We start from the raw sequence: 15,214 nt of genomic DNA, 5'->3' as shown, positions 1-15,214 counted from the left end.
GAACCTTCCGCCGTTGAGCTTATGACAGCGTCCGCTATTGAGCTGACGCCTTGGGCCGTTTCTTGGCCTCCCGGATGATGACATATTCACCGGAGGCGCCGGGAATCGCGCCGCGGATCAACAAGATCTGATCGGCCTCGAGCACCTTCACCACCCGCAGATTCTGCACGGTGCGCCGAACCTGACCCATGTGGCCGGGCATCCGCATCCCACGCATGACCGTTCCCGGAAAGAGGCGCTGTCCGATCGCGCCCGGACGACGGTGCCAGCCCTTCGCACCGTGCGTCATATCGCCGCCGCGGAATCCGTGACGCTTGACGACCCCCTCGAATCCCCGTCCCTTGGTGATCCCGATGGCATCGACATGGTCCCCTTCCGCGAAGAGGCTGACGCCCACTGTGTCCCCGGGCTGAACGTCCACGCTGAAATCCCGGAATTCCCGCAAGCGGCGAAGCGAAGGCACCTTGGCCTTGGTGAGATGCCCGGTCATCGCCTTGGTGAGACGATGGTCCTTCTGCGGCCCAAATCCCAGTTGCACGGCGTTGTACCCGTCGTTCGCCACCGTCTTGCGCTGCACGACGTAATTGGGTCCGGCCTGGACCACCGTCACCGGCACGATGTTGCCTTTCGCGTCATAGACGCGCGTCTGGCCAAGTTTTTTTCCGATGAGACCGATCATGGGCGCTAGATCTTGATGGTGATGTCCACCCCGGCCGGGAGGTTGAGCTTCTTGAGTTCATCCACCGTTTTGGCGGTCGGCCCGATGATATCGAGGAGACGCTTGTGCGTCCGCATCTCGAAGGTTTCCTGAGACTTCTTGTCCACGTGGGGCGAGCGCCCCACCGTGTAACGCTCGATTTTGGTCGGCAACGGAATGGGGCCTGCCACCCGGGCGCCCGACCGCTTCACCGTATCGACGATGTCCGCGACGGACTGATCGACGATGCGATGATCGAAGGCCTTGAGACGGATTCGAATACGTTGTCCAGACATGGTATAAACCCTCGGGTTCAGCTCCGCGCCGCCGGCTTTCCTTTGGCCGATTCCAGAATCGTGGCGGCAATGCTCGCCGGAACCGGTTCGAAGTGGGACGGCTCCATCGAGTAGGCGGCCCGCCCCTTGGACAGCGAACGCACCGCCGTGGCGTAGCCGAACATCTCCGCCAGGGGCACATCGGCCCGCAGAATGGTGGCGTCGCTCTTGTTCTCGATCGCGGCAATCTTGCCGCGCCGTCGGTTGAGATCGCCCAGAATGTCGCCCTGATATTCGTCGGGCGTGGTGACTTCAACCTTCATGATCGGCTCCAGGATGATTCCATTCGCCTTCCGAACCGCCTCCTTCATGGCGAAAATTCCCGCCATCTTGAAAGCCAGTTCGGACGAATCGACCTCATGAAAGCTCCCGAAAGTGATCGCGACTTTCACGTCGACCATGGGGTAGCCGGCCACGACGCCACCCTTGATGGCCTCCTCGACGCCGTCGATGACCGCAGGGATGTATTCCTTGGGAATGACCCCGCCGACGATCTTGTTCTCGATTTCCACGCCCTTCCCCCGGGGATTGGGGGAGATTTGGATCACCGCGTGTCCGTACTGACCACGGCCACCCGACTGCCGGATGAACTTTCCCTCGCCCTCGGCCGAACCCGTGATCGTTTCCCGATAGGCGATCTGGGGGGCGCCCGCGCTGGCCTCGACCTTGAACTCCCTGAGGAGCCGGTCGCGTATGATCTCAAGATGCAACTCACCCATCCCGGCGATGATGAGCTGCCCCGTCTCTTCGTTCGTAAAGCACCGGAAGGTCGGATCCTCCTCCGCCAGGCGCTGCAATCCCGCCGACATCTTGTCGCGGTCGGACTTGCTCTTCGGCTCCACGGCCATGGAAATCACCGGCTCGGGGAAGGTCGGCGGTTCGAGAAGCACTTCCTCGTTCTCGTCGCACAGCGTGTCGCCCGTGGTGATGTTCTTCAATCCGACCAGCGCCGCGATGTCTCCGGAGTACACGGCATCGACATCCAGCCGTTTGTCGGCCTGGATCATCATCACCCGTGACACCCTCTCCCTTTTCCGCGTCCGCGGATTGTAGATGGTGTCTCCCTTGCTCAGTCGCCCCCGGTACACCCGGAAGAAGACCAGCTTGCCCACGAAGGGATCCGTCCAGAGCTTGAAGGCCAGCGAACAAAACTTTCCGTTGTCGTCTGGCGACACCGTGACCTTCTCCTCCTCCTCGCCCGGCAACTCACCCTGCATGGGTGTGATGTCCAGCGGGGAGGGCAGGTAGTCGATGACCGCATCCACCAGAGGTTGAACGCCCTTGCGCTTGAAGGCGGAACCGCAGAGGACGGGCACCATCTCGAGCTTGCAGGTCAACCGCCGGATCGCACGCTTCAGCACCTCGGCCGGCACCGGCTTTTCTTCGAGGATGTACTCGGCCACCTCCTCGTCCTTGTCACCGACTCCGTTGACCAGTTCCTCGTAGGCCTGACGGGTCCGCTCGCGATCCGCATCGGGCACCTCCGAAACCGAATATCGGAGCCCCGCCTCGTCGGTCTCATCGTACACGATCGCCTTGCCGCTGATCACGTCGATGACTCCCTTGAGCGCGTCCTCCTTGCCGATCGGCAACACCACCGGAAAGGCGTAGGCCCCCAGCTTCTTGCGCATGTCGGACAGCGCATTCTCAAAGTTCGCCCCGATGCGGTCCATCTTGTTGACGAAGGCGATCCTCGGTACCTGGTACTTGGTCGCCTGCCGCCACACGGTCTCCGACTGAGGCTGCACGCCGGCCACGCCGCAGAATACCGCCACCGCCCCATCGAGGACCCGCATCGACCGCTCGACTTCGGCTGTGAAGTCAACGTGGCCCGGGGTGTCGATGATGTTCACCCGGTGCGCCACCTCGGGGTACAGCTTGATGCATCCGTCGGTCTTCTGGCTCCAGTAACAGGTGGTGGCGGCGGAGGTGATGGTGATGCCCCGCTCCCGCTCCTGCTCCATCCAATCCGTCACGGTGTTGCCGTCATCGACATCGCCCATCTTGTGGATGAGACCTGTGTAGAAGAGGATGCGCTCCGTGGTGGTCGTCTTGCCGGCGTCAATGTGCGCCGCGATGCCGATATTCCGCGTCCGCTCCAGCGAGTATTGCCGGTCGGGGGAATTGAGCACCTTCGAATCTTTCACTTCCGCGGTCATCGGGTGGAGCTGGGTACGTCGGGAATCAAAGAACGGATCGACAGGCGAACGACTACCAGCGGAAGTGGGCAAAGGCCTTGTTGGCCTGCGCCATCTTGTGGACCTCGTCCCGTTTGCGAATGGCGCTTCCCTGGCCCTGATAGGCATCCAGGATCTCACTCGCCAGGGCGTCCTGCATGGAGATTCCCTTGCGGGCATCGGCGAACCGCACCAGCCAGCGGACCGCCAGCGACTGCTGCCGCTCGGTCGCCACCTCCAGCGGCACCTGATAGGTCGCCCCGCCCACTCGCCGCGCCTTCACCTCCAGCCGCGGCTTGGCGTTGTCCACCGCCCGTTGCAGGATTTCGAGCGGATTCGAACTGGGATTCTTTTCGATGATCCGATCGAACGCCCCGTACACCAGGCGCTGCGCCACGCTTTTCTTGCCCATCACCATGACGGTGTTCACCAGGCGCGTAACCAGGGGGCTGTTGTACTTCGGATCTGCCAACAGCGGTCTTTTCTCGGCTCGACGACGACGGGACATAGGAAAGAACAGGAGGGTTTCTGCGGCGCAGCGTGATTACGTGACGGTTACTTGGCCCCCTTGGCCGCGGCTCCCTTGGCCGCCTTGGGTCGTTTCACCCCATACTTCGAACGGCTGACCCGGCGCTTTTCCACGCCCTGGCAGTCCAGCGTCCCGCGCACAATGTGGTACCTCACCCCGGGGAGATCCTTCACCCGGCCACCCCGCACCAGGACGATCGAATGCTCCTGAAGGTTGTGCCCCTCATCCGGAATGTACGCGATGACCTCATGCCCGTTGGTCAACCGAACCTTGGCGACCTTGCGCATCGCCGAATTCGGCTTCTTGGGGGTGCGCGTCATCACCTGCAGACACACGCCTCGTCGGAACGGCGCACCCTGAAGGGCGGGAGCCTTCGACTTGTAATTCAGCTTTTGGCGTCCTTGGCGGACGAGTTGGTTAATGGTCGGCATCGCGACTCCCGAGTTGTCTGGGGAACCCCGTCCGCCGAGGGGCGAAAGGGGCGGATAGACTGCCTCTCGGGATTTTCTATCGCAACATGTTTTTGGAAAATTTTCGTGCCGTCGTGACCTGTTCGTTCCCCACCGCCGTCCGCGCCCCGGTTCCGCCCCCTCACCGGCCGGCCCGTCCCCGCTCCAATCCCCGAAATTCTGGCTCAGCCAGGGGCCGAGGCTACAGTCGGCGGCATGGAAGTCGCCCTCAGCGGTGGAACCGGCTTCGTCGGTCGCGCCATGGCGACGGAACTGGCTGCCCACGGTCACCAGGCCCGCCTCCTCGTCCGCGACGGTCGCCCGCTCCCTCACGCCCTCTCGTCCCTCTCCCCCGCCCCCGTCCTGCATGAAGTGGACTGGGATCGGACGGAGTCCCTCGCCGAAGCCCTGACAGGAGCGGAGGCGGTGATCCATCTCGTGGGAATCATTGCCGAATGCGGAAGGCAGACCTTTGAGCGAATCCACACCGAACTCACCGGGCGCCTGCTGGAGGCCGCCCTCGCCGCAAAGGTACCGCGCCTGATCCACATGAGCGCCCTCGGAACCCGGCCCGGCGCCCCGGCCCGATACCACCAAACCAAGTGGGCCGCGGAACAGCGCGTTCGCGACAACCCTCTGCCCTGGACCATCTTTCGACCGTCCCTCATCTATGGGCCCGGCGATGCCGTCACCCGCCTCTTCGCGAAACTCTCCCGGTGGTCCCCCTGTCTGCCCGTCATGGGTCCGGGCACGGCGATGCTCCAACCGATTCGCGTGGAAAATGTGGCCAGGGCCTTCGTCCGCTCGCTGTCCACACCTGAATCCGAGGGGCGAACCTATGAACTCTGCGGGCACGACCGGCTCGACTTCAAGGCCTTCCTGCGCGCGATCCTGGAGGCGTGCGGACGTCGCCGCCTGCTGCTTCCCATTCCCCTGCCCATCGCCCGCCTGCAGGCAGCCCTTTTCGAGCGCGTCTTTCCCGCCGTTCTCCACCAACCGCCGCCCCTGAGCCGCGACCAGCTCCTGATGCTGCAAGAGGACAATGTCGGCGACCCGGCTCCTGCGGACCGGACTTTCCAATTGGTTCACCTCCCCTTCAGGGAGGACCTTCGCACCTACCTCCGCCCCGCGCCCTGAGAAGCGGCTGGCAGCCCCGACCCGCCGGCTGATAACCTCCTGCGGGTAGGCCGCGTCGGGGACGCAGCCACCCCCTTATCGCATGCGCAAGCCCTCCATCCTGGTCATTTTTCTGATCGTCTTCGTGGACCTCATCGGGTTCGGGATGGTGCTTCCCCTGCTGCCGAAGTACGTGCAGGACTTCGGGGCGCCCGGCTGGATGCTGGGCAGCATCGTGGCGTCGTATTCGCTCATGCAGTTCCTTCTCGCCCCGGCCTGGGGCCGTCTGTCCGACCGCATCGGCCGGCGCCCCGTCCTCCTCGTCAGCACCGCCGGGTTCGTGGTCTCCTACGCGCTCTTTGCCATTGGCTCAGGCCTCTCCCACGGTCCCACGGCGCTCTGGGTGATCCTCGCCTCCCGAATCCTGTCCGGTGTCTGCGGGGCCAACATCACGGTGGCCCAGGCCTACATCGCCGACATGTCGGCCCCGGAGGATCGATCCCGGCGCATGGGGCTGATCGGGATGGCCTTTGGTCTCGGCTTCATCGGCGGTCCGGTGGTCGGCGTGGCCGCCCTGTTGTGGCTGGGATTGCCGGGTCCCGGCTGGGTGGCGTCCGGCATCTGCCTGTTCAACCTGGTTCTGGCGTGGTTCATCCTGGGCGAAAGCCGGAGGCCGGAGGCCGCATCGGAGCCCCGCGTCGGCGGCCGTGTTGCCCAATGGCGGGAAGTCCTGGCACGCCCCCGCATCGGCTTGCTGGTGGGGGTCTATTTCCTCTCGACCTTTGCCTTCACCTGCTTTGAAACCACGCTCGGCCTGTTGGTCGCCCGCAATTTCGGGTTTGCCCCGCGCGGCACGGACGCCGTGATCGCCATCTCGTTCCTCTTCGCCTTCTGCGGCCTCATCGGAGCCGTCGTGCAGGGAGGCCTCATCGGGCGCCTGGTCCGCCTCCTGGGAGAACCGCGCCTGATCGCCTTGAGCCTCGTTCTGATGGCCGTCAGCCTCCTCCCGCTCCCCTTCCTCGGCGGACACCCCGATGTCTCCCTCACCGCCCTCTGGCAGGACCCCGGGACTTCGCGCTGGCAATTCGTGGTCGCCCTGTTCTCCGTCGGCGGCCCCTCGTGGTTCCTGCTCCTGGCGGTTCTGGCGCTCCTCAGCGTCGGATCCGGGCTCACGCGCCCACCCCTCTTCGGCTTGCTCTCTTCGCTGACTTCGCCCGGAGAACAGGGCTTCACCCTCGGTGTCGCCCAAAGCGCCGGGTCCCTCGCCCGCATCGCCGGCCCCGTGTTCGCCAGCACGCTCTACGACTGGCACCCGGCCGTTCCCTATACCGCCTGCGCCGTGCTCGCCCTCATCGGCTGCCTCTGGACGTGGATCGGCCTGAAGGCCGGCCGCCCCTACGTCCGCGCCCCGCTCGAACGCGCTGCCAATCCCGCCACCGGAACCTGAATCCGCCGCCGCGCCCGACCACCTTCGGGGTTCTCACGGCGCCCCTCCCGACGCAAACTGGGGCCATGTCCGACTGCGTCCCGCCCGCCCTCCCACGGCTCCAGCCACGCCTCCGGTGGCTTCTGTTCGCCGCCGCCGCCCTGCTCGCCACCGGTTGCGTCCGGACAGCCTCCCGCCCCTCCGCCGCCCACCCGCCCCTCCGGATCCTGACCTGGAACATCCATCACGGCGAAGGCCTCGATGGCCGCGTGGACCTCGATCGCATCGCCCGACTCATCGCCGATACCGAACCCGACCTCGTGGCGCTGCAGGAGGTGGACCGCGGTGTCGTCCGCACCCAGGGCCGGAACCTGCCGGCCGAACTGGCGGCCCTGACCGGACTGACCGCGGTCTTCCAGCACAACATCCATTTCCAGGGAGGCGAATACGGCAATGCCACCCTCACCCGCTGGCCCGTTCTCTCCTCCACCAACCATCATTTCCTCATGCTCCGGCCTGGTGAACAACGTGGGCTCCTCGAAGTGGTCGTGGACATCCGTGGCCATCCCCTGGCGTTTTGGAACACCCACATCGACCATCGCCCCGATGACCTCGAACGCTGGTCCAATGTCGGGGAAATCCGCGATCGCCTCGCCGCCTCCCCCGTTCCCGTGATCCTCGCCGGCGATTTCAATGACCTCCCGGGCAGTCGCGTCCATCAGGCCCTGGACACTTTTCTCCTCGATGTCTGGGACCAGGTGGGTTTCGGCCCGGGCGCCACCTTTCCCCACACCCGAATCCCCAAGCGCATTGACTACATCTGGCTCGACCGCCGTTTCCCCCTGTATCCCGTCTCCGCCCGCGTCCTCGATTCCGACGCGTCCGACCACCTGCCCCTCCTGGCTGAGGTGACCGGCTTCCCCCCGCCGTCCCTCATGGAGCCGGGGAAGGCGGCCTCCGGGCGGACTCGTTGAAGTAGATCTTCAGGTTTCGGGAAGACCGGCCGGCCGCCACGATGTCCAGATCGCCGTCGCCGTCCAGATCCCCCAACCGCAGATCCTCACACGCCATCTCGTTGTCATCGATGACGTAGGGCACCCAGCGCTCGCAGGTGTCGTCCACCGCGGCGTACAACCGGATCCCCACCGGCGACCCGGGCCGGTTCATCGCCCGCCATCCGGCCACAATCTGGTCCCGGCCGTGCCCCAGCAGATCCCCGCACGCCAGCGCATGCCCGTCCACCAGCATCCCGTCGATCACATTTCGCCGCCACAAGGGTGAGGCCTCATCAACCTTCGGAGCCGTGTACACCACCAGCTGGTTTCCATGCATGGGCTCGATGGTGGCCACAAAGGTCAGCCGCCCACCCACCCGGCCCGCCCTCACCTCCCCCGCCCCGATGAACTCCGCCATCCCCGGCCCGTTCGTGGCGATCGGATCCACCCGCCAGGTCCCCCCGCTCGGAGTCAGGCGGAACACCCCCTCCCGGGCCGCCACCAGCAACTCATCGGCCGTCCCCCGCGACGGCCGTACCACATCGAAATTGTGCGTCACATGCCACGAGTTCTGGATCAGCGACGTCGTCCACGGCGCCTTCGGATCGACCGGAGGGTGGTACGCCAGGAACCGCACTCCATCCCCCTCCCAATTCCCCTGCCAGATCTTGTTTCCACGCCCGTGCAGCGGGAGCGAAAGCAGGCTGTGCCCGCCCCGCTCGTTCCGAGCCCATCGCAATCGGTGCACCGTCGGCTCATGCGCCAGCCGGATCGGTTCCCACCGCTGCGTCCGGTCCGTCGGCGCCACCAGGTAAAACAACGCCCCGCTCGTAATCGTGTCCCCGGGATTCCAGCCCGCCCCCACCGCAATCTCTGCCTTGCCATCCCCGTCGATGTCCAACGCCGCCACCGCCACGTTGTCCAGCTCGGTCAACCCCTCCGCGATGATGAACTTCGTCCAGTCCGGATTCCGGTACCACGCCACCGCATGTTTGTCCGCCAGGACAATGTCCGGCCGGCCGTCCCCATCCACATCCGCAATCGCCACCCCGTACCCGATGGCAATGTCCGAATCGATGGTCACCGCCCGGAAATTGGGCATCCCCATGGCCCCCGCCGATGCCGCGAACGCCAGCGCCATCGCCATCCATCGCTTCAGCCGGTGTGCCATGGCGCAAGCCTAACTCGACACCCGGGACTCGGCCAAGCACCGGACCGCCGTCACGCAATCTTTTTTTCAGTCCGGGGCTCGGATCCGTGCTTCCCCAAGGTGTCGGTACCGAGCCAACGAACCGGAGGGACGAGCTCCGCGAGTCCTCAATCCAACGCTCCACTTCCCTTCCGGCCTCGTGGAACTCGGCCCTCCGAAGCGCCGCTTGGCGGAGTCCGCACCTCTCCCCACAACTCCGGGATGCACCAGGCGCAGGCCACCCTCCCAACCTTCAACGCGGGTTCGATCCCCTTTTTGGTTCTCCCCGCCGCCCTTTTCCCCCTCCAATATCCCCGTGCTGCCGATCCCTCCGGGTGAGTTGCTGTCCCTCGTCCGCGCCGCCCTCGCCGAAGACCTCGGCGCCGGCGACCTCACCTCCCTCGCCGTCATCCCCCCGGACCTCCGCTCACGCGCCAGCCTCAACGCCCGCGAATCCCTCGTCGTCGCCGGGCTCCCCCTCGCCGACCTCGCATTCCGCGAACTCTCCCCGCACATCCGGTTCGAACCCGCCCTCACCGACGGTCAATCCGCCACCCCCGGCCAGTCCCTTGCCTCCCTCGAAGGCCCCACCCGCGCCCTGCTCGCCGCCGAACGCGTCGCCCTCAACCTCCTCCAACGCCTCTCCGGCATCGCCACCCTCACCGCCGCCTTCGTCGCCGCCCTCCAGGGAACCTCCGCCCGCATCCTCGACACCCGAAAAACCACCCCGGGCTGGCGCCACCTCGACAAGTACGCCGTCACCTGCGGCGGCGGCACCAATCACCGCCATCGCCTCGACGACCTCATCCTCATCAAGGACAACCACCTCGCCGCCCTCGCCACGACCACTCCCCACCCCCTCGCCACGGCCGTCCGCCTCGCCCGCCAGCGCCACCCCTACCTCAAGATCGAAGTCGAAGCCGACCACCCCGACCAGGTCCGTCAGGCCCTCGACGCCGGCGCCGACATCGTCCTCCTCGACAACATGTCCCTCCCCCAACTCCGCGAGGCGGTGGCCCTCTGCCGGGGACGCGCCCTCACCGAGGCCAGCGGCGGTGTCACCCTCCAATCAGCCCGCGCCATCGCCGAAACCGGGGTCGATTTCCTCTCCGCCGGAGCCCTCACCCACTCGGCCCGCTGGGTGGACATCGGACTCGACTTCCACCGGTGACCCTCGACGCCGCCATCCTCACCGCCCTTCGTTCCTCCCCCTGGACCTCCGGGGCCGAACTGTCGCATCGCCTCGGTGTCAGCCGTGCCGCCGTCTGGGCGCGGATTGATGACCTCCGCCGCCTCGGCTATCACATCGAGGCCAGCCCCCATAGCGGCTACCGCCTCCTCGCCTGCCCCGACCGCCTCCACGCCGATGACCTCGCCTCCCGGCTCGGCGTTGTCCGCGCCATCGGCCGCGACATCCGCGTCTTCCAGGAAACCTCCTCCACCAGCGACATCGTCGAGCGCCTCGCCCGGGACGGCGTCCGGGAAGGCGCCGTCGTCTTCGCCGAAACCCAGACCCGTGGACGCGGCCGACTCGGTCGCTCCTGGACCTCCCCCGCCGGCAAGGGCCTCTGGTTCTCCGTCCTCCTCCGCCCCAGCCTCCGCCCCCAGGCCGTCACCCGCCTCACCGTCACGGCCGCCACCGCACTCGCACGCGCCATCCGCGCCGAACTCCCCCTCCGACCCGAAATCAAGTGGCCCAATGACCTCATGATCCATGGCCTCAAGATCGCCGGCGTCCTCACCGAACTCAGCGGGGAACTCGACTCCGTCCGCCACGTCTGCCTCGGCATCGGCATCAACGTGAATCTCGAACCTGAAGACCTTCCCCCCGAAACCCGCCGCACGGCCACCTCCCTCCGCCTCGCCCTCGGCCGGTCCGCCGACCGCCCCGCCCTCGCCGCGGCCGTGCTCCGCGAACTGGACACCCTCTACGCCGACCTCCGCGAAGCCCGCTTCCCCGCCATCATCGACGAATGGTCCTCCCAATGTTCCACCCTCGGCCGCCAGGTCTCCGTCGTCGCCGGTGCCCGCCGCATCTATGGGCGCGCCGAAGCCCTCGATGACGAAGGCGCCCTGCTCGTTCGCACCGAACACGGACGCCTCGAACGCGTCGTCGGCGGCGATGTCACCCTCGAAAAATGACCGCGTCATGAAGCCCGGACGCCCCTCCCCACGTACCCTTCCCCCCGAATCGACGGCCCTCCTCCTCGACATCGGCAACACCCACTGCCACGTCGGACTCGCCACCCCGGACACGCTCGTCGAACACACCGACCTGCCCACCCCTTCCCTCATCCGCCGTCCCGATTCCCCCGCCCTCCGCCGCTTCCTCGCAACCCGCCCCATCCAGGCCGTCGTCCTCTGCAGCGTCGTGCCGAAGGCCACCCGAGCCCTCCTGCCCTGGCTCCGCAGCCGTCTTCGCCTGAAGCCCCTCGTCCTGACCGCCCGGACCGTGCGCGGAATCGGCATCGATTACCCCAGCCCGGAAACCATTGGACCCGACCGCCTCGCCAACGCCCTGGCCGTGCATGACGCCTTTGGCGCCCCGTCCGTGGTGGTGGACTTCGGCACCGCCGTCACCTTCGACATCGTGGACGCCTCCGCCCGTTACGTCGGGGGCATCATTGCCCCGGGCCTGGCTGCCATGACGGACTACCTCCACGAAAAGACCGCCCTTCTGCCCCGCATCCGCATTCGCGATGTCGCCTCGCCCATTGGCCGCAGCACCGAGGAAGCCATGCTCATCGGCGCCGTCCACGGTTACCGCGGACTCGTTCGCGAACTCATCCGCGAACTGCGCCACAGCCTGGGTGTCCGCCGTCTTCCCGTGGTCGCCACCGGCGGCTACGCAGATCTCATAGCCCGCGACGTCACCGACATCACCACCGTTCGCCCCCACCTCACCCTCGAAGGCCTCCGCCTCCATTGGCTCCAAAGCCAACTCGCCTCCTGACCCCTGCCCGCCCGCCACCCGGCCCCCGGCCCGGCAGCATTGATCAATCATTAAGGGCCTGACTGAATTTTAAACGGTCAACGATGATGCGCCTGACCATATATTTTGTTTTATTGACTTCGATTGGTCAACGATTATGAGCCCGTGCCGCTTGCAGACCTTTGTTGACTCCGCGCTCCAATCAATCTGTCAGGTTCATTACTGTTGACCTCGCTGATCCAGCCCCCGACACCTCCTCGATGACTCCATTCGGCGACGTCCGGTCTGTTGACCCGCCCTGCACCGCTGTAACGTGCGCCTCCGGATGCGTCAGGAACCCGGTGTATGAACCATCCGCCTTCGGTCAGACCCTGCCCCAACTGCGGCGCCGCACTGCCCGACGAGGTTCCCCAGGGACTGTGCCCAAAGTGCCTGCTCCTCGGGGTCGCGGACCCGACCGATCCTGGGACCATCCCCGGGTCCGATCCCATGGTCGCCCCTTCGATCGAGGCGTTGGCCGAGGCTTTCCCCCAACTGGAGGTCCTCGAATGGATCGGGCAGGGCGGCATGGGCTGCGTGTTCAAAGCCCGCCAGAAGGAACTCGACCGAGGGGTCGCCCTCAAGATCCTCCCCGAATCCCTCGCCGGCGACCCCGCCTTCGCCACGCGATTCGCCCGGGAGGCCCGCGTGCTGGCGGCCCTGAACCATCCGAACATCGTCACCGTTCATGACTTCGGTCGGGCCGGCCCGTTCTTCTACCTGCTGATGGAATTTGTGGACGGCGTGAACCTCCGCCAGGCGTTGCGGGCCGGACGGTTCACCCCCGAACAGGCTCTCACCATCGTCCCATTCCTCTGCGACGCGCTCCAGTTCGCCCATGACCGCGGAGTCGTCCATCGCGACATCAAGCCCGAGAACATCCTCCTCGACCGTGCGGGCGCCGTGAAGATCGCCGACTTCGGCATCGCCCGCCTGCTCGCGACAACAGACAGCGTGCCCAGCCAGGAAACAGAGCCCGTCGCTCCACGAAGCCCCACCGGGCCCACGGAGCCTACCGAACGGGCCGCCGGCACGCCCGGCTACATGGCCCCGGAACAGCAGCACCACGCCAGGACCACAGACCATCGCGCGGACATCTATTCCCTGGGGGTGGTCCTGTACGAAATGCTGACCGGCGAACGACCCCGGGACCCGTTCGATCCACCGTCCCGCAAGGTCCAAATTGACGTGCGCCTCGACGAAGTGGTGCTGCGGGCGCTGGAACGGGAACCCGGACGTCGGTACCAGCAGGTCAGCGAAATCGGCACGGCCATCGCCACCCTCGTCGCAACGTCCCCTCCGGCATCGCCCGAAGGTCCCGCCGCCACAGCCCGTTCCTCAGCAACCCCAACCCGTCCGGCCACCACCCCTCAAGACACCGCCCGCGCCGCCCTGAAGTGGCCCGGACGCGGATTGCTCGCGACGGCAGCCGCCACCGCCGTGGTCGCCGTCGTCCTGATGGTGTACCCCCTGTTCTTGGGTGGGCGTTGGTGGCTCGGGTTGCCGCTGCTCGTCGGCATCGCAACGATCACCTGGGGCGTCGCGCACATGCGGTCGTTGCGTTCCCATCGAGCCGCCTTGCTCGGGGTGGCGGCCGGATTCGGGGTCGGACTCGTCAATGCCGCCTGCCTGCCCTTTGCAGTCTGGGCCCTGGCCGTTCTGCGCCGCGAAGAGGTCCTCAACGCATTCCAGACGCGCCACCCGTCCAGGAAGCCCTCCGTCCTCTCCACCCCCCTCCGGCTGGCGATCGTCGCCGGGGGGATCGCCGCGCTCCCCACGCTCCTCGGTGCGGTGATGATCTTTTCGCTGGTGCCGTATCCCTTTGTCGCCACCACCCGCCTCCGACTCGATCCCGCGCAGGAACAAGGCCCGCGGTTCCTGTATGGGACCCGCCATGGCGGCCCCGAACACCACGCCTTCAAGTCGATTCCCGTCCTCCGCGAGGTCATCGACGAGTTGGGTTTGATCGAACGCTGGTCGCCCAAGTACCTGTCCGCGGGCCAAACCCTTCACCTCAACGAAGCCTTGCCTCTCCTCATGCATCGCATCGAAGTGCGATCCGTCCCCAGAACCGCGCTCCTCGAAATCCGGGTCACTGACGAGAACCCGGAAGACGCCGCGGAAATCGGCAACACCCTGGTGAACCGGACAAGCCCGTGGCTGCTCCTGCCAGCCGAATCGAATCCGGCAGGTAATCCATTCCGCATCACCGTCCTCGAATCGGCAACCGCCGCCAGCGCCATCCGGCACCCGAAACGCCACCGGGATTTCCTGATCGCCTCGACCATCGCCCTGCTCCTCGGCGGGACCGTCGGTTCGATCGCCTACCGCCTCGCGGCGCGACAGCGGACCGTCGAGACCGTCGGGACCGTCGCCGGTCCCTCCTGAGGACCTCACTCGATACGCCCATCCCATCGACCGCCGCCATCATTCCGGCCCCTACCCAACGCCCAACTCCGGATGTCCGCCACCCCCGACTCCTTCCATCCGACCCGCTGGACCCGCGTGCTGGCTGCCCGTGGCGATTCTCCCGGGGCACGCGAGGCTCTGGGCGAACTCTGCGCGGCCTACTACGAACCGGTGGTCGCCTTCCTCCGCCGGGAAGGCCGGGACGAAGACGCCGCCCGCGATCTGGCGCACGCCTTCTTCGAACGGGTCCTGGAGGGAGCCGCGTTCGATGGCGCCGATCCTCGACGGGGCCGGTTTCGTTCCTACCTCCTGGGTGCCCTCAAGCACTTCCTCGCCAATCAGCGCGTCCACGAACTCCGGTCGAAGCGGGGTTCAGGGACGGCCCCCGAGTCCCTCGACGAGTGCAGCGACGGCGCCTCCGGCAACGCCGGATTCCTCGCTGATCCGTCCTCCGCCACCCACGAGACGCTGTTCGACCGCGAGTGGGCGCTGCGGCTCCTCGATCGCGCCTTCGATACCCTGCTGCGGGAAAGCCCCGACCCCGAAGCCCGCAAGGAGTTCGAAACCCTCAAGCCCTGGCTGACCGGAGCGCCAGCCGACGGAAGCCAGGCGGACGCCGCACGCGTGCTCGGGCTGAACGACGGCGCGGTGCGCGTCCGGATCCATCGCTTGCGCCGCCGGTTCCGCACCCTCGTGAAGGCCGAAATCGCCCAGACCGTTGCCAACCCGGCCGATGCGGCCGACGAACTCCACCACCTCATCGCCGTCCTGTCGTAGGGCGAGGGGCGAGGGGCGAGGGGCGAGGGGCGAAGGGCGAAGGGCGAAGGGCGAAGGGCGAGCACGAGCACGAGCACGAGCACGAGCACGAGCACGAGCACGAGCACGAGTACGAAACGGAGGTATGCCGACGGGCGGCAGGAG

14 protein-coding genes are annotated in these 15,214 nt (G+C 66.5%); 8 read left to right on the top strand and 6 right to left on the bottom strand.

The window, feature by feature from the left end:
* Positions 1-34 precede the first annotated feature (34 nt).
* From rplC to rpsL, 5 genes are read right to left on the bottom strand one after another with little or no spacing between them, the layout of a single operon-like run.
* Positions 35-679: a 50S ribosomal protein L3 gene (rplC, locus tag KF833_14035; GenBank protein ID MBX3746422.1), complete on the bottom strand. Its 645-nt coding sequence runs from the start codon at positions 677-679 to the stop codon at positions 35-37.
* A gap of 5 nt (positions 680-684) precedes the next feature.
* A complete protein-coding gene (gene rpsJ / locus KF833_14030; GenBank protein MBX3746421.1) occupies positions 685-993 on the bottom strand; it encodes a 30S ribosomal protein S10 in 309 nt (102 codons plus the stop codon).
* A 17-nt stretch (positions 994-1,010) separates the two neighbouring features.
* Positions 1,011-3,191, bottom strand: a complete 2,181-nt coding sequence (gene fusA / locus KF833_14025) for an elongation factor G (GenBank protein MBX3746420.1) — start codon at positions 3,189-3,191, stop codon at positions 1,011-1,013.
* Positions 3,192-3,243: 52 nt separating this feature from the next.
* Positions 3,244-3,717: a 30S ribosomal protein S7 gene (gene rpsG / locus KF833_14020; protein ID MBX3746419.1), complete on the bottom strand. Its 474-nt coding sequence runs from the start codon at positions 3,715-3,717 to the stop codon at positions 3,244-3,246.
* 47 nt (positions 3,718-3,764) lie between these two features.
* Complete coding sequence (gene rpsL / locus KF833_14015; GenBank protein ID MBX3746418.1) at positions 3,765-4,169, bottom strand: 30S ribosomal protein S12; 405 nt, start codon at positions 4,167-4,169, stop codon at positions 3,765-3,767.
* 234 nt (positions 4,170-4,403) lie between these two features.
* Between rpsL and KF833_14010 the strand changes: the two genes are divergently transcribed.
* The 3 genes from KF833_14010 (at position 4,404) to KF833_14000 (ending at position 7,703) form a co-directional block, all read left to right on the top strand.
* Entirely contained in the window at positions 4,404-5,324 is a 921-nt protein-coding gene (locus KF833_14010; protein ID MBX3746417.1) for a complex I NDUFA9 subunit family protein, read from the top strand.
* A gap of 82 nt (positions 5,325-5,406) precedes the next feature.
* Positions 5,407-6,750, top strand: coding sequence for an MFS transporter (locus KF833_14005; protein MBX3746416.1), 1,344 nt, complete (start codon positions 5,407-5,409; stop codon positions 6,748-6,750).
* A gap of 65 nt (positions 6,751-6,815) precedes the next feature.
* Complete coding sequence (locus tag KF833_14000) at positions 6,816-7,703, top strand: endonuclease/exonuclease/phosphatase family protein (GenBank protein ID MBX3746415.1); 888 nt, start codon at positions 6,816-6,818, stop codon at positions 7,701-7,703.
* On the opposite strand, the gene KF833_13995 is transcribed toward KF833_14000, so the two are convergent.
* Entirely contained in the window at positions 7,663-8,871 is a 1,209-nt protein-coding gene (locus tag KF833_13995; GenBank protein MBX3746414.1) for a VCBS repeat-containing protein, read from the bottom strand. The genes KF833_14000 and KF833_13995 overlap by 41 nt on opposite strands.
* A 358-nt stretch (positions 8,872-9,229) precedes the next feature.
* Between KF833_13995 and nadC the strand changes: the two genes are divergently transcribed.
* From nadC to KF833_13970, 5 genes are all read left to right on the top strand, one after another.
* Positions 9,230-10,084, top strand: a complete 855-nt coding sequence (nadC, locus tag KF833_13990) for a carboxylating nicotinate-nucleotide diphosphorylase (protein ID MBX3746413.1) — start codon at positions 9,230-9,232, stop codon at positions 10,082-10,084.
* Positions 10,081-11,055 carry a biotin--[acetyl-CoA-carboxylase] ligase gene (locus KF833_13985; protein MBX3746412.1) on the top strand — a complete coding sequence of 325 codons (975 nt, stop codon included), beginning with the start codon at positions 10,081-10,083 and terminating at the stop codon, positions 11,053-11,055. Before nadC ends, KF833_13985 begins: the two co-directional genes overlap by 4 nt.
* Before the next feature lie 7 nt (positions 11,056-11,062).
* On the top strand, positions 11,063-11,866 hold the full coding sequence (locus tag KF833_13980; GenBank protein MBX3746411.1) for a type III pantothenate kinase: 804 nt from the start codon (positions 11,063-11,065) through the stop codon (positions 11,864-11,866).
* Between the two features lie 324 nt (positions 11,867-12,190).
* A complete protein-coding gene (locus KF833_13975; protein MBX3746410.1) occupies positions 12,191-14,272 on the top strand; it encodes a protein kinase in 2,082 nt (693 codons plus the stop codon).
* 72 nt (positions 14,273-14,344) lie between these two features.
* The gene (locus KF833_13970; GenBank protein ID MBX3746409.1) at positions 14,345-15,070 is read left to right on the top strand and encodes a sigma-70 family RNA polymerase sigma factor; all 726 of its coding nucleotides are present in this window, start codon (positions 14,345-14,347) and stop codon (positions 15,068-15,070) included.
* The last annotated feature ends 144 nt before the right edge of the window (positions 15,071-15,214 follow it).

The organism is Verrucomicrobiia bacterium (assembly GCA_019634625.1).
Lineage (GTDB): Bacteria > Verrucomicrobiota > Verrucomicrobiia > Limisphaerales > CAIMTB01 > CAIMTB01.
This window is presented reverse-complemented; position numbering and strand designations above follow the sequence as displayed.